The sequence below is a fragment of the Pseudomonas sp. PDM09 genome (genome assembly GCF_014852305.1).
In the GTDB taxonomy this organism is placed as follows: Bacteria; Pseudomonadota; Gammaproteobacteria; order Pseudomonadales; family Pseudomonadaceae; genus Aquipseudomonas.
This window is the reverse complement of record NZ_JACVBI010000010.1, coordinates 198942-222921: the sequence shown is the minus strand read 5'-3', so window position 1 is coordinate 222921 and position 23980 is coordinate 198942. Positions and strand designations below refer to the sequence as shown.

Below are 23980 nucleotides of genomic sequence, written 5' to 3'. Positions count from 1 at the left end.
ATTCGGTTTCAGGTGCGCGAAGGCGTTAAACAGTAAAGGCGTCTTGCAGCAGTTGTTCCTGCTGCTCAGCGTGCATCGATGCATAACCACAAGCAGGTGCAGCAGAAGCCTCACGGCCCGCGTACTCGAGTACGAGAGACTTGTTGAGCGTACTGATGCTACGACGCAAGTGGTGTTGGCTGCAGTACCAGGCACCCTGGTTCATCGGCTCTTCCTGACACCAAACGGCATGCTTGGCGTTGGTGTAAGGAGCCAGGACTTCTTTCAGGTCGTCCTCAGGGAATGGGTACAGCTGCTCGATACGCACGATGGCGATGTCATCACGACCTTCGGCACGGCGTTTTTCCAGCAGGTCGTAGTAGACCTTGCCGCTACACAGAACAACGCGCTCGACCTTTTTCGGGTCCAGGGCATCGATTTCCGGGATAACGGTCTGGAACGAACCTTCGGCCAGATCTTCCAGGGTCGAGATGGCCAGTTTGTGACGCAGCAGCGACTTCGGAGTCAGGACGATCAACGGCTTGCGCAGCGGGCGAATCACCTGACGACGCAGCAAGTGGTAGATCTGAGCCGGGGTGGTCGGGACGGCAACCTGAACGTTGTGCTCGGCGCACAGTTGCAGGTAACGCTCCAGGCGGGCCGAAGAGTGCTCCGGACCCTGACCTTCATAACCGTGCGGCAGCAGCATGGTCAGACCGCAGAGACGACCCCACTTGTGCTCGCCACTGGTGATGAACTGGTCGATAACCACTTGGGCACCGTTGGCGAAGTCGCCGAACTGGGCTTCCCAGATCACCAGCGCCTCAGGCGTGGTGGTCGAGTAACCGTATTCGAACGCCAGCACGGCTTCTTCGGACAGGAACGAATCGTACAGGTCGAAACGTGGCTGGCCCTTGTACAGGTTTTGCAGCGGGACGTAGGTACCCGCGTCTTTCTGGTTGTGCAAGACAGCATGACGGTGCGAGAACGTACCGCGACCGATGTCCTGGCCCGTCATGCGAATCGGGTGACCTTCGAACGCCAGGGTCGCGTACGCCATGGTTTCGGCGTAACCCCAGTTGATCGGCAGGCCGCCGGCTTGCATTTTCTGACGGTCTTCGTAGATTTTCGAAACCTGGCGCTGAACCACGAAGCCTTCCGGAATTTCCAGCAGCTTGGCGGACAGTTCCTGCAAGGTTTTCAGATCGAAACGAGTGTCGTGACGCGCGGTCCAGGCATGTCCCAGATACGGACGCCAGTCCACGAACAACTCTTTGTTCGGCTCTTTGACCAGGCTTTTTACAACATGCAGACCGTTGTCCAGCGCATTGCGGTATTCGTCGACTTTCGCCTGAACACGCTCTGCGTCCAGCACACCGCTCTGGGTCAGACGATCGGCATACAGCTCACGGGTGGTGCGCTGTTTGGTGATCTGCTGGTACATGATTGGCTGGGTGCCGCTAGGCTCGTCGGCCTCGTTGTGGCCGCGACGACGGTAGCAGACCATATCGATTACCACGTCACGCTTGAACTGCATGCGGTAGTCGATGGCCAGTTGGGTCACGAACAACACGGCTTCCGGATCATCACCATTCACATGGAGGATCGGCGCCTGGATCATCTTCGCAACGTCGGTCGCGTACTCGGTGGAGCGCGAGTCCAGCGGGTTGCTGATGGTGAAACCGACCTGGTTGTTGATCACGATGTGCACGGTGCCGCCGGTCTTGAAACCGCGGGTCTGCGACATCTGGAAGGTTTCCATGACCACACCTTGACCGGCGAACGCCGCGTCACCGTGGATGGAGATCGGCAGAACCTTCTCGCCGGTAGGGTCGTTACGACGATCCTGACGGGCGCGAACCGAACCCTCGACCACCGGGGAAACGATTTCCAGGTGGGAAGGGTTGAAGGCCATGGCCAGGTGAACTTCACCACCGGTGGTCATCACGTTGGACGAGAAGCCCTGGTGATACTTAACGTCACCGGAACCCAGCTCGACCTTCTTCTTGCCTTCGAACTCGTCGAACAGCTCGCGCGGGTTCTTGCCGAAGGTATTGACCAGCACGTTGAGACGGCCACGGTGGGCCATGCCAATCACGATTTCCTTGGTGCCATAAGAACCGGAACGCTGGATCAGCTCGTCGAGCATCGGAATCAGGCTCTCGCCGCCTTCCAGACCGAAACGCTTGGTACCCGGGTATTTGGTCCCGAGGTATTTTTCCAGGCCTTCGCCAGCGGTGACGCGCTCAAGCAGGTGGCTCTTGATGTCGACGGAGTACGTCGGACGGCCGCGCACGCTTTCCAGACGCTGCTGGAACCACTGACGCTGCTCGGAATCGGTGATATGCGTAAATTCAGCGCCGATGGTGCGGCAATATGTCTGCTGCAACGCTTCGTGAATTTCGCGTAGGCTCGCCTCCTCTTTGCCGATGAACAGGTCGCCGGCACGGAAGGTCGTATCAAGATCGGCATTGGTCAAGCCGTAATGATTGATTGACAGGTCTGCAGGTGCAGGACGCTGCCACAGCCCCAGCGGGTCAAGCTGGGCTGCCTGGTGGCCACGCATACGGTAGGCCTGGATCAATCGCAGCACTTCAACTTGCTTCTTCTCGTGCTCACTGCTCACGCTACCGGCGGAAACCGGTTGGGCGCGGCGCTGGTTCTTTGCCAGCAAGACGAAATGATCGCGAATTGTGGAGTGCGAAACATCGGTGACAGGGTTGCCATCAGCAGGCAACTTCTGGAAGTAGGTGCGCCACTCTTCTGGCACAGCGTTAGGGTCGTGCAGGTAGAGCTCGTAGAGCTCTTCCACATAGGCAGCGTTACTACCGGATAGGTAGGCGCTGTTCCACATGCGCTGCATCACGCTTTCTTGCATGCTTGGTCACCCTCGGTTAGGGGAACACCACCGGCGTCGACACCGAGCAAACTTGCAGAAGTCCGAATGCAGCGACTAAAACAAGCCACTTAGGATCACGCTGATAGTCCGGGTACCAGCCCGGATGCCCCTGCTTGTCTCATTTCTTCAAAATAAGAGCGGCAGCCTTTTAAGCTGCTGCTCAGGTTAAAACTACGGCGCCGGTTGAAGCCTGCGCCGTAGCATCTACGGGTACTGCGGTCCTACGGGTACAGCAGCTGAATCACACGCCGCTTTGCAGCAGCATGTTACGAATGTGACCGATGGCCTTAGTCGGGTTCAGGCCTTTCGGACAAACGTTGACGCAGTTCATGATGCCCCGGCAGCGGAATACGCTGAACGGGTCATCCAGCGAAGCCAGACGCTCGGATGTCTTGTTGTCGCGGCTGTCTGCCAGGAAGCGATAGGCTTGCAGCAGAGCAGCCGGACCCAGGAACTTGTCCGGGTTCCACCAGAAGGACGGGCACGAAGTCGAGCAGCAAGCGCACAGGATGCACTCGTACAGACCGTCGAGCTTTTCACGCTCTTCAGGGGACTGCAGACGCTCGATGGCCGGAGCCGGCGTGTCGTTCTGCAGGTATGGCTTAACCTTTTCATATTGCTTGTAGAAGATGCTCATATCGACGACCAGGTCACGGATAACCGGCAAACCTGGCAGCGGACGAACGATCAGCTTATTACGTTTAACGACGGCAGACAGCGGCGTGATGCATGCCAGACCGTTTTTGCCGTTGATGTTCATGCCGTCGGAACCGCAAACACCTTCACGGCAAGAGCGACGATAGGAGAAACCTTCGTCCTGCTCTTTGATCAGGGCCAGCACGTCCAGCACCATCAGGTCTTTACCACCGGTATCAACCTGGAATTCCTGCATGAACGGCGCAGCGTCCTGATCAGGGTTGTAACGATAAACACTGACTTGCAACATGGCGGCCACCCTTAATAAGTCCGAATCTTAGGTTCAAAAGTCGGAACAGTCTTCGGCGAGAAGTTCACAGCACGCTTGGTAACGCGCTTGTCACCCGGGAAGTACAGGGTGTGGCACAGCCAGTTTTCATCGTCACGGTCTTCGAAGTCTTCACGGGCGTGAGCACCGCGGGACTCTTTGCGCACTTCTGCAGCGATAGCAGTGGCTTCGGCCACTTCCAGCAGGTTCTGCAGTTCCAGCGCTTCGATACGCGCCGTGTTGAACGCCTGGCTCTTGTCGTTGATCTTGACGTTGGCGATACGCACGCGCAGATCAGCCAGCTGAGCAATACCCTTCTGCATGTATTCGCCGGTACGGAACACACCGAAGTAGTTCTGCATGCAGCTTTGCAGTTCGCGACGCAGGGTTGCCACGTCTTCACCTTCGGTACGCTCGTTCAGAGCGGACAGACGGGCCAGGGCCGCGTTGATGTCGGCGTCGGTGGCGTCATCGTATTCGATACCGTCGCTCAGCGCTTTTTCCAGGTGCAGGCCGGCAGCGCGGCCGAATACAACCAGGTCAAGCAGCGAGTTGCCGCCCAGACGGTTGGCGCCGTGAACCGATACGCACGCCACTTCACCCACTGCGAACAGGCCAGGGATGATTTCGTCGACGCCTTCGTCGTTCTGGGTGATTGCCTGACCGTGAATGTTGGTCGGAACGCCGCCCATCATATAGTGGCAGGTCGGAACGACCGGAACCGGAGCAACAACAGGGTCAACGTGTGCGAAAGTCTTGGACAGTTCGCAGATGCCTGGCAGACGGCTGTGCAGCACTTCCTCGCCCAAGTGGTCGAGTTTGAGCATTACGTGGTCGCCATTCGGACCGCAACCGTTGCCGGCGATGATCTCTTTAACCATCGAACGGGCAACGACGTCACGACCGGCAAGGTCTTTGGCGTTCGGAGCATAACGCTCCATGAAACGCTCGCCGTGCTTGTTGATCAGGTAACCACCTTCACCACGGCAACCTTCGGTAACCAGTACACCGGCGCCGGCGATGCCGGTCGGGTGGAACTGCCACATTTCGATGTCTTGTACCGGTACGCCGGCACGCAGCGCCATACCAACGCCATCACCGGTATTGATCAGGGCGTTGGTGGTCGAAGCGTAGATACGACCTGCACCGCCGGTGGCCAGTACGGTGGCCTTGGCGCGGATGTAGGTGGTTTCGCCGGTTTCGATGCAGATGGCAATCACGCCGACGAATGCGCCGTCCTGGTTCTTCACCAGATCAACAGCGTAGTACTCGTTCAGGAACGTGGTGCCGGCTTTCAGGTTGCCCTGATAAAGGGTGTGCAGCAGCGCGTGACCAGTACGGTCGGAAGCGGCGCAGGTACGGGCAGCCTGCCCGCCTTTACCGTAATCCTTCGACTGACCGCCGAATGGACGCTGGTAGATGCGGCCCTGTTCGGTACGGGAGAACGGCAGACCCATGTGGTCCAGTTCGAAAACTGCAGCCGGGCCTTCCTGACACATGTATTCGATAGCGTCCTGGTCACCGATGTAGTCGGAACCCTTGACGGTATCGTACATGTGCCAGCGCCAATCATCGTTCGGGTCAGCGGACGCGATGGCGCAGGTGATGCCACCCTGGGCCGATACGGTGTGCGAACGGGTCGGGAAAACCTTGGTGATCACGGCAGTCTTGTGACCGCCTTGTGCCAGTTGCAGCGCTGCGCGCATGCCGGCACCGCCGCCACCAATAATGATGGCGTCGAAAGAAATCGTTGGAATGTTAGCCATGGATCAGATACCCCAGAGAATCTGCACACCCCAGACGAAGTAAGCGAACATCGCAACGCCGCATACTGCCTGGAAAAGGAAACGTACTGCAGTCGCGGACTTGCCCAGCGCCATCGGCGTCAGGTAGTCAGTCGCGATGGTCCACATGCCGACCCAGGCGTGAGCACCCAGGGCTACAAGGGCCAGCAGACTGAAGATACGCATCCAGTTGCTTGCGAACAGTTCGTGCCATTGGGTGTAGCCAATGCCAGGATTCGCAACGAGGTATCCGATCAGGAAGATGAAATAAGCCGCGAGAACGACCGCAGACACACGCTGTGCCATCCAGTCATAGAGGCCCGAACGCGACAGGTTCGTAACGCTGGTTACCATATCCAAACTCCCGCCAGAACGATCAACACCGCAGATACGGCGATAATGATTTGCGAGCCCAGCTTGCCGCCTTCCAGCGTCTCACCGATGCCCATATCCATAATCAAATGGCGCACACCGGCTACCAGGTGATACAGAAGAGCGGACAGGAGGCCCCATGCTACGAACTTGGCCAGCGGGCTGGTCAAGCATGCCTTCACCTCGGCAAAACCTTCCTCGGAACCCAGAGACTTGCCCAATGCATAAAGCATGAAGCCAAGGCCCAGGAAGAGGATGATGCCGGAAACACGGTGAAGAAACGACGTAACGCCGGTGATGGGGAGTTTGATGGTCCTTAGGTCTAGGTTTACAGGTCGTTGGCTTTTCACGGCTTTTTTTTCACACTGAAGAGCCCCTAACAATCAGGGCAAAGTTGTTGGGGAGTGCACTGGTCAGGTAATCACCACCCAGGGATGCGACCCCCAATAAAGCAGGCCCAAAAGCCCCTGGCGGTCGGTGGCCGAGTATAGACAGTTAGGCTACTAATGACAACGCGTTCACCTTCCCCTAATAGCTGATTGCACAAGTGACATAAAAGGCGTAAATGGCAGTCAATTTCGAGGAAAAAGTCCGGTTAAAGCCTTCTGGAGCAAGACTTTAGGCAAATTGACATTCGAATTTATCTCACTATAGTGGTGCGGGCCCTGCGTGGGGGGTCTGTCTGATGATTTCAAGCATAAATAGGAGGCCACATGGCTGACAAAAAAGCGCAGTTGATCATCGAGGGCGCAGCCCCCGTCGAGCTGCCCATTTTAACCGGCACCGTTGGTCCCGATGTTATCGACGTTCGGGGCCTGACGGCCACGGGCCGTTTCACCTTTGACCCTGGTTTCATGTCGACTGCCTCCTGCGAGTCGAAGATCACCTATATCGACGGCGACAACGGCATTTTGCTGCACCGCGGCTACCCGATCGAACAGCTGGCTGAAAAGTCGGACTACCTGGAAACCTGCTATCTGCTGCTCAATGGCGAATTGCCGACCGCAGAACAAAAGGCCCAGTTCGTCGGCACCGTGAAGAACCACACCATGGTTCACGAGCAATTGAAGACCTTCTTCAACGGCTTCCGTCGCGACGCCCACCCGATGGCCGTCATGTGCGGCGTAGTGGGCGCCCTCTCGGCCTTCTACCACGACTCCCTCGACATCAATAACCCGCAGCATCGCGAAATCTCCGCGATCCGCCTGGTTGCCAAGATGCCGACCCTGGCCGCAATGGTTTACAAGTACTCCATGGGCCAACCCATGATGTACCCGCGCAACGACCTATCGTACGCGGAAAACTTCCTGCACATGATGTTCAACACCCCGTGCGAGATCAAACCGATCAGCCCGGTACTCGCCAAGGCCATGGACCGGATCTTCATCCTCCATGCCGACCACGAGCAGAACGCATCGACTTCTACCGTACGTCTGGCCGGCTCGTCGGGTGCCAACCCGTTCGCCTGTATCGCCGCCGGTATCGCTGCACTGTGGGGCCCTGCCCACGGCGGTGCGAACGAAGCCGTTCTGACCATGCTTGACGAGATTGGCGATGTTTCGAACATCGACAAGTACATCGCCAAGGCCAAGGACAAGAACGATCCGTTCAAACTGATGGGCTTCGGTCACCGGGTTTACAAAAACCGCGACCCTCGTGCCACCGTCATGAAGCAGACCTGCGACGAAGTACTGAAAGAACTGGGCATCACCAACGATCCGCAACTCGAACTGGCTATGCGCCTGGAAGAGATCGCCCTGACCGATCCGTACTTCATCGAACGCTCGCTGTACCCGAACGTCGACTTCTACTCGGGGATCATCCTCAAGGCGATCGGCATTCCAACCAGCATGTTCACCGTGATCTTCGCTCTGGCGCGGACTGTCGGCTGGATTTCCCACTGGAAAGAAATGCTCTCCAGCCCGTACAAGATCGGCCGTCCGCGTCAGCTGTACACTGGCTACGAGTCGCGCGACATCACCAAGCTGGAAGACCGCGAATAAGACTTGTCTTGCGATAATGTCTTGAGCTGTACCGGGAACGGCCTCTATTTAGATAGGGGCCGTTTTTGTTTGTGCCTGACGTTATATTCGCAGCGGCCTGAGGGCCGACTGGCTCTTTGGTCGGGTACATATCCTTTTCTGCGGTAACGGCTGCTGACGGTTCCGCTCTTACAGCGGGTCACTTTCGAAAAGCGCGAAAGTAACCAAAGCGCTCTTGCCCCTTTCGTTCGGTGCCTCGCCTAGGCTCGGCATGCCCTCGCTCCGATTCTGCTCCGTGGGCCCGCCGCGATCGGCCATCCATGGCCGTACGCGGCTAACCCGGCATCCATGCCGGGTTGCCCACTGCGCAGAACCTCCACTCGGCCTCTCGAGGGGGCGGTGCATCAAGATCAAAAGCTGCAGGCGAGCTAACGCTCGGCCTGTTTAGTGGTGAAAAGCAGAGCGGCTGTGCTCTGATTTTTTGTGGGAGCTGGCTTGTCGGGTCGCTGCATCGCTGCGATGGCGGCCTGTCAGCCGACCAATCTTCCCCCGGATGCACCCAGCCCAACTGTGGGAGCGAGCCTGCTCGCGAAGCTTTTGATCTTGCCGTTGCCGTTGCCGTTGCTTCGGCTTTGGCTTTGGCTTTTGATCTTGATCTGCCGCCCCTTTCCCAGAGGCCGAACGCAGGCGTTGCGTAGGGGGCACCGCGGCAAGGATGCCGCGGTAGCCGCCCCCGGCCATGGATGGCCGATGGCGGCGGGCCCCCGGAGCAATGCCGGAGTGAGGGCATGCCGAGCCTAGGCGAGGCACCGAATGGAGGGGTAAGAGCCCTTTGGTTACTTTGGGGCTTTTCCAAAATGACTCGCTGTAAAAGCGAAACCAATAGAAGCCGTAACCGCAGAAACGGATATGTACACGATCAAAGAGCCCAGTCGACTATCAGGCCACCTTCGCGAGCAAGTCAAACAAGGGCCGATAACCGCCCAATAAAAAAATGCCCCAATCTCTCGACCAGGGCATTTTGTGTAGCTCAGCTTATATATAGAAACTCAAAGCCTTAGTGCGAAACCGCCCCACTCGCCCCCAACCCGGTCTGCGAACGAACAAACTGCGGGAAGAACAGCGCCCGCTCGTTCACACCTTCGGCGGACTTGTCAGTGACCGAGAAGAACCAGATCCCGACAAACGCAATGGCCATGGAGAACAGCGCCGGGTATTCATACGGGAAGATCGCCTTCTCGTGACCCAGGATCTGCACCCAGATGGTTGGCCCCAACACCATCAAGCCAACTGCACTGACCAGACCCAGCCAGCCGCCGATCATCGCACCACGAGTCGTCAGCTTCTTCCAGTACATGGAAAGCAGCAGTACCGGGAAGTTGCAGCTTGCCGCGATGGAGAACGCCAGGCCCACCATGAACGCGATGTTCTGCTTCTCGAACAGAATACCCAAGCCGATCGCCAGCACCGCCAGAGCGATGGTGGTGATTTTCGAGACACGGATCTCGTCCTTCTCGTTGGCCTTGCCCTTCTTGATCACACTGGCGTACAGATCATGGGACACCGCCGAAGCACCGGCCAGGGTCAGACCAGCCACCACCGCCAGGATGGTTGCGAACGCCACCGCCGAGATGAAGCCCAGGAAGATACTGCCACCCACCGCGTTGGCCAAATGCACCGCCGCCATGTTGTTGCCGCCCATCAGCGCGCCAGCCGCATCTTTGAAGGCCGGATTGGTGCTGACCAGCAGAATCGCGCCGAAGCCGATGATGAAGGTCAGGATGTAGAAGTAGCCAATGAAGCCGGTTGCATACAGCACGCTTTTACGCGCTTCTTTAGCGTCGCTCACGGTGAAGAAGCGCATCAGGATGTGCGGCAGGCCAGCGGTACCGAACATCAGCGCCAGACCGAGGGAGAACGCCGAGACCGGATCCTTCACCAGGCCGCCCGGGCTCATGATCGCTTCACCTTTAGGGTGAACCTTGATCGCCTCGGAGAACAGCGCGTTGAAGTCGAAGTTGACGTGCTTCATCACCATCAGTGCCATGAACGAGGCACCGGACAGCAAGAGCACCGCCTTGATGATCTGCACCCAAGTGGTCGCCAGCATGCCGCCGAACAGCACGTACAGGCACATCAGGATACCGACCAGGATCACCGCAACGTGATAGTCGAGACCGAACAACAGCTGAATCAGCTTGCCAGCACCCACCATTTGCGCGATCAGGTAGAACGCCACCACCACCAGCGAACCGCATGCCGACAGCGAGCGGATCTGGGTTTGCCCGAGGCGGTAGGACGCCACGTCGGCAAAGGTGTATTTGCCCAGGTTGCGCAGGCGCTCGGCGATCAGGAACAGAATGATCGGCCAGCCCACCAGGAAGCCGATCGAGTAGATCAGGCCATCGTAGCCAGAGGTAAACACCAGGGCGGAAATACCCAGGAAGGATGCCGCGGACATGTAGTCACCGGCAATCGCCAAGCCGTTCTGGAAACCGGTGATCTTGCCGCCCGCCGCATAGTAGTCGGCGGCCGAGTTGTTTTTCTTGGAAGCCCAGTAAGTGATGCACAGGGTTGCACCCACGAATGCCACGAACATCAGGATCGCGGAAATGTTGAGTGGTTGTTTCTGTACCGCACCCGTCAGGGCTTCAGCCGCCCAGGCGCCAGGTGCGAAGGCTGCGATGCTCAATAGAGCCATTAGACGCCGGATCATTGCTGAGCCTCCTTGAGAATCGCATTGTTCAAGTCGTCGAATTCGCCGTTGGCGCGTCGCACGTAGATACCCGTGAGGACAAAGGCCGAAACGATCAGCCCGACACCGATCGGAATGCCCCAGGTAATTGAGGACTCGGGGCTGATTTTTGCGCCCAGGATATGCGGTCCGTAAGCAATCAAAAGAATGAATCCGGAGTACAGCCCAAGCATGATCGCTGAAAGAATCCAGGCGAATCGTTCTCTCTTGCTGACCAGCTCCTTGAAGCGCGGGCTGTTTTGAATCGAGAGGTAAATGCTGTCGTTCATTGTTTTTATCCTCGCAGCACAGATTTAGTTGGAACGGTATCCACTCTATGCGGCTGCCGGACAGGTTCCAGACGACCTTAGTATTAGAACGACATGACAGAGTCGCCATTTCTCATGCATGCGTTAAACACATAAAAAAGCAAAAGGCCCCTTGGCATAAATGCCAAGGGGCCTCGAGAGGTACTGACTAGACGCTTCTAATCAAATCATTTGACCCAGTCGGCAACGCGATCCGGGTGTTTGGCCACCCAATCCTTCGCTGCGGCTTCAGGCTTGGCACCCTCCTGAATCGCCAACATGACTTCGCCGATTTCGTCTTTCGACGCCCATTGGAAGTTCTTCAGGAACTTCGCGACTTCAGGTGCTTTGGCATCCAGGCCCTTGCTACCGATGCTATTTACGGTTTCAGCCGCACCGTAAACGCCTTTCGGATCTTCCAGGAAACGCAGTTTCCACTTGGCGAACATCCAGTGCGGCACCCAACCGGTGACGGCAATGGATTCGTTTTTCTTCTCGGCACGGGTCAGCTCGGCAATCATGCCGGCGCCGGAACTGGCCTTGAGGGTATAGCCGTCCAGGCCATAGTCCTTGATCGCCTGCTCGGACTTGAGCATCACGCCTGAACCGGCATCGATACCGACGATACGATTTTTGAAGCTGTCGTCGGTTTTCAGATCGGCAATGGACTTGGCCTTGACGTACTCCGGCACGATCAGGCCGATTTTTGCATCCTTGAAGTTCGGGCCGTAATCGACGACCTGATCCTTGTTCTTGGTCCAGTATTCACCGTGAGTCACGGGCAGCCACGCCGACAGCATGGCGTCGAGCTTGCCAGTGGCCACACCCTGCCACATGATCCCGGTGGCAACCGCTTGCAGCTTCACGTCATAACCGAGTTTCTGTCTGATCACTTCCGCGGCCACGTTGGTCGTGGCGACGCTGTCCGACCAGCCGTCTACATAACCGATCGTCACTGCCTTGCCTTCAGCACTGGCCATCGTAGAACTGATCGCCAGCACCAAAGCGGCACCTGCGCCCAAGAGTCGTCGCATCTTCATCGTTACTTCCCCGAAAGTGCTGCGCTCGACGGATGCCGAGCCGCTCAACGTATTGTTATGGTGCACAGCGCCCCCATCACGCCTCACCGCAAACTCGTTCAAACATCAGCGGAGTACTGACGATTGGATGATCAACCTGACGCCCACTGCGACCTGCTCTGCCAGCGACCTCAAGGCATCGAGAAACGACATCAGAAGGCCATTAATTGCAACCGTCGCAAATCCATCCGCCACCCCGCCTGAACTTTGCATGTCAAAATTATGCGGGCCACCAAGCGCGGGACAAATGCAGGTAACATGCGCGGCTTTGTTCCCAGACGGCCTGACCATGCCCGCGACATCCCGCTTTCCTCTTCTTGCTTATTTATTTGCCTGCCTGCTGGGGCTTTTTGCCCTCGGTGGCTTCTGGTATGGACTCGGCAAACCGGTGATCCTGCCGGACGTGGCCAGCGCAACACACAAGCTGCAATGCGCCTCCTACACCCCGTTCGACAAAGACCAGTCGCCGTTCGATGTGCCGTTCAAACTGCGCCCCGAGCGCATGGACGCCGACCTCGCACTGCTGGCAACCCGTTTCGAATGCATCCGCACTTATTCCATGACCGGCCTCGAGGCTCTGCCCGATCTGGCACGCAAGCACGGCTTGAAGCTGATGATCGGCGCCTGGGTCAACAGCAACCCGGTGGACACCGCCAAGGAGGTCGACCTGCTGATCGCCTCGGCCAATGCCAACGCCGATGTAGTGACCTCGGTGATCGTAGGTAATGAAACCCTGCTGCGCAAGGAAGTCACCGGCGCACAGTTGGCAACGCTGATTAACAAGGTCAAAAGTCAGGTCAAACAACCGGTGACCTACGCCGACGTCTGGGAATTCTGGCTCAAGCATCCCGAAATCGCTCCGGCGGTGGACTTCCTGACCATTCATTTGCTGCCGTACTGGGAAGACGATCCGTCGAACATCGACGCCGCGCTGCAGCATGTGGCCGAAGTGCGTCAGGTGTTCGGCAACAAATTTGCGCCCAAAGACGTGATGATTGGCGAAACCGGCTGGCCGAGCGAAGGCCGTCAGCGCGAAACCGCTTTGCCGAGCAGGGTCAACGAAGCCAGGTTCATTCGTAGCTTTGTGATCATGGCCGAACAGCAAGGCTGGCATTACAACCTGATCGAGGCATTTGACCAGCCCTGGAAACGCGCCAGCGAAGGTGCGGTCGGGGGTTACTGGGGATTGTTCGACGCCGATCGTCAGGATAAGGGCGTACTCGCCGGGCCAGTCTCGAACGTGCCGTACTGGTCGCAATGGCTGGCGCTGGGTGGGTTGATCTTCATCGGCACACTGATCCTCGGCGGTCGCGTTCGCAGCACCCGTGCGGCGCTGGTACTGCCGCTGCTCGGCGCGCTGGCCGCCTGCTCGATGGGTGCCTGGGGCGATCTGGCTCGGGTCACCACACGGTTTGCCAGTGAATGGCTGTGGGTCGCTTTGCTGACGGGGTTGAATCTGTTGGTGCTGGCCCATGCCGCGCTGGCCTTGAGCGCTCGTACCGGCTGGCGTGAACGCGCCTTCAATGCACTGGAACGTCGTGCCGGCTGGTGGCTGGCAGCGGCAGGTTTTGCCGCGGCGGTGATGATGCTGGAGCTGGTGTTCGATCCGCGTTATCGCAGCTTCCCGAGTATTGCGTTCATCCTGCCGGCGCTGGTGTATCTGTGCCGTCCGGTCAGTGTGCCGCGCCGGGAAATCGCCCTGCTGACCTTCATCATCGGCGCCGGCATTGCGCCGCAACTGTATCAAGAAGGTTTGCAGAACCAGCAGGCCTGGGGTTGGGCGCTGGTGAGTGTGTTGATGGTGGCGGCGTTGTGGCGCAGCTTGCGGGTTCGCAAAGGATAATCTTCAGCGCGTCTACCGACCTCTTCGCGAGCAAGCCCGCTCCCACATTCGACCGCATCTAGCATGAGAACGCGGTTAAATGTGAGAGCGGGCTTGCCCGCGAAGGCTGCCCATCAGGCGCTACGAGAAGCCCGAACCAGACGCAATGCAGCAATCACCACCGCAAACACCGCCAACGTGGTGTTGTACAACGCCAGCGCCGGAAACCCGAACACCAGCGCCAGCACCGCCAGCCACCACCCCGCTCGCCCTGGTAGAACAAAACCAATCACGGCGGCAGCCAATGCTACCCAGCCCAGAACCTTGAAATGAATCATCAAGCCGAGATTCGACCGAATCTGGCATTCCCAGCGACTGGCCTCATCTACGCAGATGCCGACCCACTGCGCATCCTCCATGAAGCCATAACGCGCGCCATAACTGGCGGCCAGCCATAACGGCAGAAGAACGAGCAACAGGATCACGGGCAGACGGCGGGACATGAAGCACTCCAATAAACGAAATCGGCGGCCAGCTTAATCCCCCGCCCGCGGTAAGCAAGTGACATCAACAGATAACTGTTCATCAAATAGCTGCAAAGTGTATCGTCCAGCTACCGTTGCTCCGAAATCAGGCCTGATTGGTGCCCGTCATGGCACTTTGGCGCAAATCCTGTGGTCATAGCCTGCGAACTTCATCCGGCACCTTCCTCTAAGGGATCTAGTCATGCTCCGTTCCTTGCGCTGCGCCGCCCTGTTTGGCGGCTTGATTTTAAGTGCGTCCGCACTGGCGGCCGACATTGATGCCGCCAGTTACGGCTACCCCCTGACCAACCCGTTCGAGGCGACTATCGCCACGACACCGCCGGAGTTACGCCCGGAGTTGCCGCTCGACGACGATATCAATCAGGAGGATCGCAGCGTCACATTGCGCCCGGAGCGTGAATTCAGCCTGCCGGACAATTTCTGGCCGGTGAAGAAACTCACCTACCGCATCGCCACGCAAGATCAAGCGGCACCGTTGATCTTCCTGATCTCCGGCACGGGTGCACGCTATGACAGCACCCTCAACGAGTACCTGAAAAAGCTCTACTACAAGGCTGGCTATCACGTGGTGCAGCTGTCGTCGCCGACCAGCTTCGACTTCATGACCGCCGCTTCGCGTTTCGCCACACCGGGCGTGACCAAGGAGGATGCCGAAGACATGTACCGGGTGATGCAGGCCGTGCGGGCGCAGAACCCGAAGCTGCCGGTCACCGATTATTTCCTGACCGGTTACAGCCTTGGCGCACTGGATGCGGCATTTGTCGCGCACCTGGATGAAACCCGTCGCAGCTTCAATTTCAAGAAAGTCTTGCTGCTCAACCCACCGGTCAACCTTTACACCTCGGTCACCAACCTGGACAAGCTGGTACAGACAGAGGTAAAGGGCATCAACAACAGCACCACCTTCTATGAACTGGTACTGGACAAACTGACCCGCTACTTCCAGCAGAAGGGCTACATCGACCTCAACGATGCCCTGCTCTACGACTTCCAGCAGTCCAAGCAGCACTTGAGCAACGAACAGATGGCCATGCTGATTGGCACTTCGTTCCGTTTCTCTGCAGCGGACATCGCCTTCACCTCGGACCTGATCAATCGTCGCGGCCTGATCACGCCACCGAAATACCCGATCACCGAAGGCACCACCCTCACGCCGTTTCTCAAACGCGCACTGCAATGCGACTTCGACTGCTACCTGACCGAACAGGTCATTCCGATGTGGCGCGCCCGCACCGACGGCGGCAGCCTGCTGCAACTGATTGATCAGGTCAGCCTGTATGCACTCAAGGATTACCTGCACGACAGCCCGAAAATCGCCGTCATGCACAACGCCGACGACGTGATCCTCGGCCCTGGCGACCTGGGGTTTCTGCGCCGGACCTTCGGCGACCGTTTGACTGTTTATCCATTGGGCGGCCATTGCGGCAACCTCAACTATCGCGTCAACAGCGACGCCATGCTGGAGTTTTTCCGTGGCTAAATACCCCCTGCTGATCGCAGCGTTACTCTGTGCAGGCGTCGCCAGCGCCGACAACAGCAAAGCCAATGCACCTGTGGTGGTCGATAGCGACGGCTTCAAGGAACCGCTGAGCAAACTCAAATTCAACCCGGGGCTGGATCAGCGCGAGTTCGAACGTTCGACGCTCAACGCGCTGAACGTCTACGACCCGCTGGAAGAATGGAACCGCCGCGTCTACCACTTCAACTACCGTTTCGACCAATGGGTGTTCCTGCCCGTGGTCAACGGCTATCGCTACATCACCCCAAGTTTCCTGCGCACCGGCGTCAGCAACTTCTTCAACAACGTCGGCGATGTGCCAAACCTGGTGAACAGTTTGCTGCAATTCAAAGGTCAGCGTTCGATGGAAACCACCGCGCGCCTGCTGCTCAACACCACCATCGGTGTCGCCGGCCTGTGGGACCCGGCCACCGCCATGGGGCTGCCGCGCCAGAGCGAAGACTTCGGTCAGACACTGGGCTTCTACGGCGTACCGGGCGGCGCCTACTTCGTGCTGCCGATCCTCGGTCCGTCGAATCTGCGTGACACGGCTGGCCTGGTGGTGGATTACACCGGTGAATCGGCGATCAACTTCTTGAACGTGGCCGAAGTCAGCTCCAACCATCCGGAAGTCTGGGCACTTCGCGTCATCGACAAGCGCTATCAGAACAGCTTCCGCTATGGTCAGCTGAATACGCCGTTCGAGTATGAAAAAGTGCGCTACGTGTACACCGAGTCGCGCAAGCTGCAGGTTGCCGAGTAATTGCATCGGCAACACCACAAAACAAATGTGGGAGCGGGCTTGCTCGCGAAGGCGGTATAACAGTCAACATTGATGCTGAATGTTATTACCTCTTCGCGAGCAAGCCCGCTCCCACACTTGATCGTATTGCCAGGCTTCAACCTTTGACTGCTTTCCAGGTCTTGCTCACCGCCATCACTCCCACCAACACCGCCGCACCCGCCACAATCCCGGCCACCGCATTCAGCAACGTCGGCACAATAAACCCGGTCCCACCAGCACCCGCGCTGACACTCTCGATCCAGTGATGAACCACCGGCACGCCGTGGGTCAGAATTCCGCCGCCGACCAAGAACATCGCCGCGGTGCCGATCACCGACAGGCTTTTCATCATGTACGGCGCTGCACGCAGAATCCCGCCGCCGATGCTTTTGGCTATTTGCCCGGGCTTCTGGGTCAGCCACAGACCGAGGTCATCGAGCTTGACGATGCCGGCCACCAAGCCGTAGACACCGATGGTCATGACGATGGCGATGCCCGATAGCACGATCACTTGCTGGGTCAGCGAAGCGCCAGCCACGGTGCCCAGGGTGATGGCGATGATTTCCGCCGAAAGGATGAAGTCGGTACGAATCGCCCCTTTGATCTTGTCCTTCTCGAACGCCACCAGATCGACCGCCGGGTTGGCCACGGCCTCGACCAGCTCTGCGTGTTCGGCCTGATCTTCGGCTTTGCTGTGGAGGAATTTGTGGGCGAGCTTCTCGAAACCTTCGAAGCACAGGTAAGCGCCACCGACCATCAACAACGGCGTGACCAGCCACGGAATGAACGCACTGATGGCCAAGGCCGAGGGCACCAGGATCAGCTTGTTGAGGAACGAGCCTTTGGCCACGGCCCACACCACCGGGATTTCCCGCTCGGCACGCACGCCGGAAACCTGCTGGGCATTGAGCGCCAGATCGTCGCCAAGCACGCCGGCGGTCTTCTTGGCGGCCATTTTGGTCATCAACGCCACATCGTCCAGTACGGTGGCGATGTCGTCGATCAGCACCAGCAAACTGCTTCCTGCCATGAATCAGGTTTCCTTCTTGAATGAATGGTGCGCAGCATAGCGCGACCCGAGGCCAGACGGGGCATTCTTGAGCGCCGCGCGAGGCCGGTGCTACCATGCGCAACCGCCAGAACAGGCAAGGAACTCCTTGGTTTATGAGCACCATCCGCGAGCGCAACAAAGAACTGATCCTGCGTGCCGCCAGTGAAGAATTTGCCGACAAGGGCTTCGCTGCGACCAAAACCAGTGACATCGCGGCCAAGGCCGGGCTGCCCAAGCCTAACGTCTACTACTACTTCAAATCCAAGGAAAATCTCTACCGCGAGGTCCTGGAAAGCATCATCGAGCCAATCCTGCAGGCCTCGACGCCGTTCAACGCCGACGGCGTGCCCAGCGAAGTGCTGAGCGGCTACATTCGCTCGAAAATCCGCATCTCCCGTGACCTGCCCTTCGCCTCCAAAGTGTTCGCCAGCGAAATCATGCACGGCGCCCCGCACCTGAGCCCCGACCTGGTCGAGCAGCTCAACGGCCAGGCGAGGCACAACATCGACTGCATCCAGACCTGGATCGACCGCGGCCAGATCGCCCCGATCGACCCCAACCACCTGATGTTCAGCATCTGGGCTGCGACCCAGACCTATGCCGACTTTGACTGGCAGATCTCTGCGGTTACCGGCAAGGCCAAATTGGATGAGGCCGACTATGAAGCCGCGGCGCAGACGATTATCCGGTTGGTGCTCAAGGGGTGTGAGCTGGATCGGTAAACCGTGGTGCGGCCTTCGCGAGCAAGCCCGCTCCCACATTGGATCTACTGCGTACACAAAATCTGTGAACAACCGAGATCAACTGTGGGAGCGGGCTTGCTCGCGAATGGGGCAACTCGGTCCCACATCAAACCCAGATAGCATCCCACAACGGATAGTCGCCAAGCTTTTCAATCAGCCCCGCCCGCAATGAGTTCGCGACAACATATCGAGCGAGCTTCACCAAATCCTCCTCTCGCCGCAATGCATGATCATGAAAACTCTGTTGCCAAAGGCTGCCTACCCTGCCAGCCGCCGCATTGATCGATCGAGTACTCAACGATTTGGTCTGACACATCAGTTGTCCCAGCGATCCTCTTTGTAGCTGGATTAACCAGTGAAAATGGTCAGGCATGACCACAAAGGCCAAGGAGTCGGCAAAACCCTGATCCTGTGCTTGCTTGAATTGATGTACGACCATCCTGCCCAAGGTGTAATCCTTGAAAACAGGCTCCCGCCCAAGGGTATTGGCCGTCAGTAGGTAGATGCGGTTTTGCTCTGCATAACGACCAATGCGCAGGCGATGTGATGCTGACAGTTCAGGCATTCCTTTGCCCCTTCATGGATGAAATCATGAAAAGGCTAGATCAGCGAATACCGGATAGTGGGGCATACTTTTAGCTGGATGTGTCTGGAACATCGCCTTCGCGAGCAAGCCCGCTCCCACCGTTGATCTGCGGTGTTCACACAATTTGTGTCCACCGACGATCCCGTGTGGGAGCGGGCTTGCTCGCGAAGGCGGTAGATCAGTCACCCAATAATCAAGCCGTCACCCCCGCATCCGCCCTCAACCCCTGCGTCTCGATCGCCCTGATCGCACATTGCTCGTCCACATCAGACAAATCACCGCTGATACCCACCGCCCCCAACACATTCCCATCCTGATCCCGAATCAACACGCCGCCCGGTACCGGGACGACGCTGCCCTGCCCCAGGCTATTCAGCGCGGCGAAGAAGGCCGGGCGTTGTTGGGCGTCCTGGGCCAGCAGGCGTGAGCCTTTGCCCAAGGCGATCGCGCCCCAGGCTTTGCCGATGGCGATCTGTGGGCGCAGCAAGCTGGCGCCGTCTTCGCGTTGCAGCGTTATCAAGTGGCCGCCGGCGTCCAGCACGGCAATGGTCAAGGGCGCGGCAGAGATTGCACGGCCTGCGGAGATGGCCTGGTTGGCCAGGTTGACTGCGACGTTCAAGGTTAAAGCGCTCATGGTGCCGTCCTCATTTTGTTATTGGGAAAGCCGTTGGATTGCTTTCTGTTGCGCAATCCGATGCAACAAATAGAACACAATGAATTATTTTTTTGTATACAATAATTCTCGAAAAGCTCCACATGCGACGAAAAGCCACAGTCCTTCGGGCTTCCGACGAATGAAACAGCTGCTTGAGAAAATGGATTGACCTGCGCCGTCCGCCATGAATACACTCTGCGCAAAGCCACTTGTATACAATTACAAAACGTAAGAGGCACAAAATCATGAGCAAAATGAGAGCAATCGAAGCCGCCGTTCTGGTGATGCGCCGTGAAGGGGTTGATACCGCTTTTGGCATCCCGGGCGCCGCGATCAACCCGCTGTACTCCGCCTTGCAGAAGGTCGGTGGCATCGATCACGTCCTCGCTCGCCACGTTGAAGGCGCCTCGCACATGGCCGAGGGCTACACCCGCACCAAGGCCGGCAACATCGGCGTGTGCATCGGCACCTCGGGACCTGCCGGTACCGACATGGTCACCGGGCTCTACAGCGCCTCGGCCGACTCGATCCCGATCCTGTGCATCACCGGCCAGGCACCGCGGGCCCGTATGCACAAGGAAGACTTCCAGGCTGTCGACATCACCAGCATAGTCAAGCCGGTCACCAAATGGTCGACCACCGTCATGGAGCCGGGCCAAGTGCCTTACGCGTTCCAGAAAGCCTTCTATGAAATGCGCTCCGGCCGCCCTGGCCCAGTGCTGATCGACCTGCCGTTCGACGTGCAGATGGCTGAAATCGAATTCGACATCGACGCCTATGAACCGCTGCCGCTGGCCAAGCCGACCGCTAATCGCGTACAGATCGAGAAGGCTCTGACCATGCTCGATCAGGCTGAACGTCCATTGCTGGTGGCCGGTGGTGGCATCATCAATGCCGACGCCAGCGAGTTGCTGGTGGAGTTCGCTGAGCTGACCGGCATTCCAGTGATCCCGACCCTGATGGGCTGGGGCACCATCCCGGACGATCACCCGCTGATGGTTGGCATGGTCGGTCTGCAAACCTCACACCGTTACGGCAACGCCACGATGCTGAAGTCCGACGTGGTGCTGGGCGTCGGTAACCGTTGGGCTAACCGTCACACCGGTTCGGTCGACGTTTACACCGAAGGCCGCAAGTTCATTCATGTCGACATCGAACCGACCCAGATCGGCCGGGTGTTCACCCCGGACCTGGGCATCGTGTCCGACGCTGCTGCCGCGTTGACCGTGTTCATCGAAGTCGCTCGCGAATGGCAAGCCGCCGGCAAGTTGAAAAACCGTAGTGCCTGGCTGCAAGACTGCCAGCAACGCAAAGCCAGCCTGCAGCGCAAGACTCACTTCGACAACGTACCGGTCAAGCCGCAACGCGTTTACGAAGAGATGAACCAGGTCTTCGGTAAGGACACCTGCTACGTCAGCACTATCGGTCTGTCGCAGATTGCCGGCGCGCAGTTCCTGCACGTCTACAAACCGCGTCACTGGATCAACTGCGGCCAGGCCGGCCCGTTGGGCTGGACCATTCCGGCCGCACTCGGCGTGGTCAAGGCTGATCCGACCCGTAAGGTTGTGGCACTGTCTGGGGATTATGACTTCCAGTTCATGATCGAAGAACTGGCAGTAGGCGCGCAGTTCAAGCTGCCGTACATCCATGTTGTCGTAAACAACTCGTACCTGGGTTTGATCCGTCAGGCTCAGCGCGGTTTCGACATGGACTACTGCGTGCAGTTGTCTTTCGACAACCTCAACGCTCCGGAACTCAACGGTTACGGTGTCGACCACGTCGCTGTCGCCGAAGGCCTGGGTTGCAAGGCGTTGCGGGTGTTCGAACCGGCTCAGATCCAGCCTGCCCTGCGCAAGGCTCAGGAACTGATCGAGGAGTTCAAGGTGCCGGTGATCGTCGAAATCATTCTGGAGCGCGTGACCAACATTTCCATGGGCACCGAGATCAACGCCGTCAACGAATTCGAAGACCTGGCGCTGGTCGGCAACGATGCGCCAACGGCGATTTCGCTGCTCGACTAACTGCTGATCGTTCCCACTGTGGGAGCGGGCTTGCTCGCGAAGGCGGCGGCACAGTCAACATTGATGTCGCCTGACACACCGCTTTCGCGAGCAAGCCCGCTCCCACAGGGATCTGGGAACGACGACCACACCTATACGGGAGACCACCATGCCGCGTTTCGCAGCCAACCTGTCCATGCTGTTCACCGAGCAGGATTTTCTTGCCCGTTTCGACGCTGCCGCCAAGGCCGGCTTCAGTGGTGTCGAATACCTGTTTCCCTACGATTTCAGCTCCGCCGAAATCAAGGCCAGGCTCGATGCCAATGGCTTGACCCAGGTGCTGTTCAACCTGCCGGCCGGTGACTGGGCCAAGGGCGAGCGCGGTATTGCGTGCCTGCCGGATCGGGTCGAAGAATTCCGCGCCGGTGTCGATCTGGCCATCGCTTACGCCAAAGTGCTGGGCAACACCCAGATCAACTGCCTGGCCGGTATTCGTCCGCAAGGTGTCGACGATGCCACCGTGGAAAAGACCTTCGTCGCCAACCTCAAGTACGCGGCCGACAAGCTGCAAGCGGCGGGCATCAAACTGGTGATGGAAGCGATCAACACCCGTGACATCCCGGGCTTCTACCTGAACAACACGGCGCAAGCCCTGTCGATTCGCGAGCAGGTCGGCAGCGCCAACCTGTTCCTGCAATACGATATCTATCACATGCAAATCATGGAGGGCGACCTGGCCCGCACCATGGCCGCGCACCTGGGCGAGATCAACCACATCCAGTTGGCCGACAACCCAGGGCGCAACGAACCGGGCACCGGTGAAATCAACTACCACTTCCTGTTCGAACACCTGGATCGCATCGGTTATCAGGGCTGGATCGGCTGCGAATACAAGCCGCTGACCACCACTGAAGCGGGCCTGGGCTGGTTGAAAACCCATAACGCGATTTGAAGTTGAAACAGAACCATTGTGGCGAGGGAGCTTGCTCCCGCTCGGCTGCGAAGCAGTCGTAAAACCTGCGAGCAAGTTTTACCTGACACATCGAGGCGGTTGGTTCGGGGTCGCTTCGCAACCCAGCGGGAGCAAGCTCCCTCGCCACAGGATGTGTCTACCTCAGCCACGCGCACATTATTTGGCGACACAAAAACAAGAGGATTTTCTCATGGCTAAAATCGGATTTATCGGCACCGGCATCATGGGCCACCCAATGGCGTTGAACCTGCAGAAAGCCGGTCACAGCCTGTTCCTGTCGGCGCACCACGACCCCGCGCCTGCCGACCTGGTGGCCGCTGGTGCCGTCGCCCTGGCGAACCCGAAAGAAGTGGCCCAGGAAGCTGAATTCATCATCGTCATGGTCCCGGATACCCCGCAGGTCGATGACGTGCTGTTCCGCGCCGATGGCGTTGCGGCTGGCGTGAGCAAGGGCAAAGTGGTGATCGACATGAGTTCGATCTCGCCGACTGCCACTAAAGCCTTCGCAGCCAAAATCAACGAGAAAGGCGCGCAGTACCTCGACGCCCCGGTTTCCGGCGGCGAAGTCGGCGCCAAGGCTGCGACCCTGAGCATCATGGTCGGCGGCGATGCCGATGCCTTCGAACGCGCTCTGCCGCTGTTCCAGGCCATGGGCAAGAACATCACCCTGGTTGGTGGCAACGGCGACGGTCAAACCGCGAAAGTGGCGAACCAAATCATCGTTGCGCTGAACATCCAGGCCGTGGCCGAAGCCCTGCTGTTCGCCTCGAAAAACGGTGCCGATCCGGCCAAGGTGCGTGAAGCGCTGATGGGCGGTTTCGCGTCGTCGAAGATCCTTGAAGTGCACGGCGAACGCATGATCAAAGGTACCTTCGACCCGGGCTTCCGCATCAGCCTGCACCAGAAGGACCTGAACCTGGCCCTGGCCGGTGCTCGCGAATTGGGCATCAACCTGCCGAACACCGCCAATACCCAGCAAGTGTTCAGCACCTGCGCGGCCATCGGTGGCAGCAACTGGGACCACTCTGCGCTGATCAAAGGCCTGGAACACATGGCGAATTTCTCGATTCGCGATAAATAACACCATCACCCGCCCCTGTAGGAGCGAGGCTTGCCCGCGAAGGGATCGCCTCGGTGCAGCAGAAACACCGAGGTGGCCGGTTCGCGGGCAAGCCTCGCTCCTACAGGGGCAAGCAGCTTTCTCCAATAACAAGAATTCCGG

At 58.4% G+C, this 23980-nt stretch carries 20 protein-coding genes; 8 read left to right on the top strand and 12 right to left on the bottom strand.

The window, feature by feature from the left end; translation table 11 throughout:
• Nucleotides 1–25: 25 nt before the first annotated feature.
• The 5 genes from IB250_RS23440 to sdhC all read right to left on the bottom strand — a co-directional run bounded on the left by IB250_RS23440 (nt 26) and on the right by sdhC (nt 6348).
• Nucleotides 26–2857, bottom strand: a complete 2832-nt coding sequence (locus IB250_RS23440; RefSeq protein WP_192345752.1) for a 2-oxoglutarate dehydrogenase E1 component — start codon at nt 2855–2857, stop codon at nt 26–28.
• 262 nt (nt 2858–3119) lie between these two features.
• On the bottom strand, nt 3120–3824 hold the full coding sequence (locus IB250_RS23435; protein WP_007898989.1) for a succinate dehydrogenase iron-sulfur subunit: 705 nt from the start codon (nt 3822–3824) through the stop codon (nt 3120–3122).
• Between the two features lie 11 nt (nt 3825–3835).
• Entirely contained in the window at nt 3836–5608 is a 1773-nt protein-coding gene (gene sdhA / locus IB250_RS23430) for a succinate dehydrogenase flavoprotein subunit (protein ID WP_123496127.1), read from the bottom strand.
• A 3-nt stretch (nt 5609–5611) separates the two neighbouring features.
• Nucleotides 5612–5980 carry a succinate dehydrogenase, hydrophobic membrane anchor protein gene (sdhD, locus tag IB250_RS23425; RefSeq protein ID WP_052967227.1) on the bottom strand — a complete coding sequence of 123 codons (369 nt, stop codon included), beginning with the start codon at nt 5978–5980 and terminating at the stop codon, nt 5612–5614.
• The gene (gene sdhC, locus IB250_RS23420) at nt 5974–6348 is read right to left on the bottom strand and encodes a succinate dehydrogenase, cytochrome b556 subunit (protein WP_032830362.1); all 375 of its coding nucleotides are present in this window, start codon (nt 6346–6348) and stop codon (nt 5974–5976) included. Before sdhC ends, sdhD begins: the two co-directional genes overlap by 7 nt.
• Before the next feature lie 363 nt (nt 6349–6711).
• On the opposite strand from sdhC, the gene gltA reads away from it, so the two are divergent.
• Nucleotides 6712–8001: a citrate synthase gene (gltA, locus tag IB250_RS23415; protein WP_007898998.1), complete on the top strand. Its 1290-nt coding sequence runs from the start codon at nt 6712–6714 to the stop codon at nt 7999–8001.
• Between the two features lie 1036 nt (nt 8002–9037).
• Here the strand turns inward: gltA and IB250_RS23410 are convergent.
• The 3 genes from IB250_RS23410 to IB250_RS23400 form a co-directional block, all read right to left on the bottom strand.
• Nucleotides 9038–10696 (bottom strand): cation acetate symporter, encoded by a 1659-nt coding sequence (locus IB250_RS23410; RefSeq protein ID WP_192345751.1) that lies wholly within the window; start codon nt 10694–10696, stop codon nt 9038–9040.
• Complete coding sequence (locus IB250_RS23405; protein WP_007939152.1) at nt 10693–11004, bottom strand: DUF485 domain-containing protein; 312 nt, start codon at nt 11002–11004, stop codon at nt 10693–10695. Before IB250_RS23405 ends, IB250_RS23410 begins: the two co-directional genes overlap by 4 nt.
• A 206-nt stretch (nt 11005–11210) precedes the next feature.
• Nucleotides 11211–12062 (bottom strand): glycine betaine ABC transporter substrate-binding protein, encoded by an 852-nt coding sequence (locus tag IB250_RS23400; RefSeq protein ID WP_123496121.1) that lies wholly within the window; start codon nt 12060–12062, stop codon nt 11211–11213.
• Between the two features lie 286 nt (nt 12063–12348).
• On the opposite strand from IB250_RS23400, the gene IB250_RS23395 reads away from it, so the two are divergent.
• Entirely contained in the window at nt 12349–13944 is a 1596-nt protein-coding gene (locus IB250_RS23395) for a beta (1-6) glucans synthase (RefSeq protein ID WP_192345750.1), read from the top strand.
• A 113-nt stretch (nt 13945–14057) separates the two neighbouring features.
• Here the strand turns inward: IB250_RS23395 and IB250_RS23390 are convergent, their stop codons facing one another.
• Nucleotides 14058–14426 (bottom strand): hypothetical protein, encoded by a 369-nt coding sequence (locus tag IB250_RS23390; RefSeq protein WP_192345749.1) that lies wholly within the window; start codon nt 14424–14426, stop codon nt 14058–14060.
• Between the two features lie 223 nt (nt 14427–14649).
• On the opposite strand from IB250_RS23390, the gene IB250_RS23385 reads away from it, so the two are divergent.
• A complete protein-coding gene (locus IB250_RS23385) occupies nt 14650–15948 on the top strand; it encodes a serine/threonine protein kinase (protein WP_192345748.1) in 1299 nt (432 codons plus the stop codon).
• Nucleotides 15941–16729: a VacJ family lipoprotein gene (locus IB250_RS23380; RefSeq protein WP_192345747.1), complete on the top strand. Its 789-nt coding sequence runs from the start codon at nt 15941–15943 to the stop codon at nt 16727–16729. Before IB250_RS23385 ends, IB250_RS23380 begins: the two co-directional genes overlap by 8 nt.
• A gap of 136 nt (nt 16730–16865) precedes the next feature.
• On the opposite strand, the gene IB250_RS23375 is transcribed toward IB250_RS23380, so the two are convergent.
• Complete coding sequence (locus IB250_RS23375) at nt 16866–17780, bottom strand: DUF808 domain-containing protein (protein ID WP_192345746.1); 915 nt, start codon at nt 17778–17780, stop codon at nt 16866–16868.
• A 134-nt stretch (nt 17781–17914) separates the two neighbouring features.
• Here IB250_RS23375 and IB250_RS23370 point away from each other — a divergent pair, with 134 nt between their 5' ends.
• Nucleotides 17915–18523 carry a TetR/AcrR family transcriptional regulator gene (locus IB250_RS23370; RefSeq protein WP_008073046.1) on the top strand — a complete coding sequence of 203 codons (609 nt, stop codon included), beginning with the start codon at nt 17915–17917 and terminating at the stop codon, nt 18521–18523.
• Nucleotides 18524–18650: 127 nt separating this feature from the next.
• Here IB250_RS23370 and IB250_RS23365 read toward each other — a convergent pair whose 3' ends face one another.
• Together IB250_RS23365 and IB250_RS23360 are read right to left on the bottom strand one after the other, a co-directional pair.
• Nucleotides 18651–19109 (bottom strand): REP-associated tyrosine transposase, encoded by a 459-nt coding sequence (locus tag IB250_RS23365; RefSeq protein WP_192345745.1) that lies wholly within the window; start codon nt 19107–19109, stop codon nt 18651–18653.
• Between the two features lie 214 nt (nt 19110–19323).
• Complete coding sequence (locus IB250_RS23360; RefSeq protein WP_192345744.1) at nt 19324–19764, bottom strand: GlcG/HbpS family heme-binding protein; 441 nt, start codon at nt 19762–19764, stop codon at nt 19324–19326.
• A gap of 266 nt (nt 19765–20030) precedes the next feature.
• On the opposite strand from IB250_RS23360, the gene gcl reads away from it, so the two are divergent.
• From gcl to IB250_RS23345, 3 genes are all read left to right on the top strand, one after another.
• Complete coding sequence (gene gcl, locus IB250_RS23355) at nt 20031–21806, top strand: glyoxylate carboligase (RefSeq protein ID WP_123496105.1); 1776 nt, start codon at nt 20031–20033, stop codon at nt 21804–21806.
• A gap of 148 nt (nt 21807–21954) precedes the next feature.
• Nucleotides 21955–22737, top strand: a complete 783-nt coding sequence (gene hyi, locus IB250_RS23350; RefSeq protein WP_192345743.1) for a hydroxypyruvate isomerase — start codon at nt 21955–21957, stop codon at nt 22735–22737.
• 211 nt (nt 22738–22948) lie between these two features.
• On the top strand, nt 22949–23839 hold the full coding sequence (locus tag IB250_RS23345; RefSeq protein ID WP_008073038.1) for a 2-hydroxy-3-oxopropionate reductase: 891 nt from the start codon (nt 22949–22951) through the stop codon (nt 23837–23839).
• Nucleotides 23840–23980: the final 141 nt, after the last annotated feature.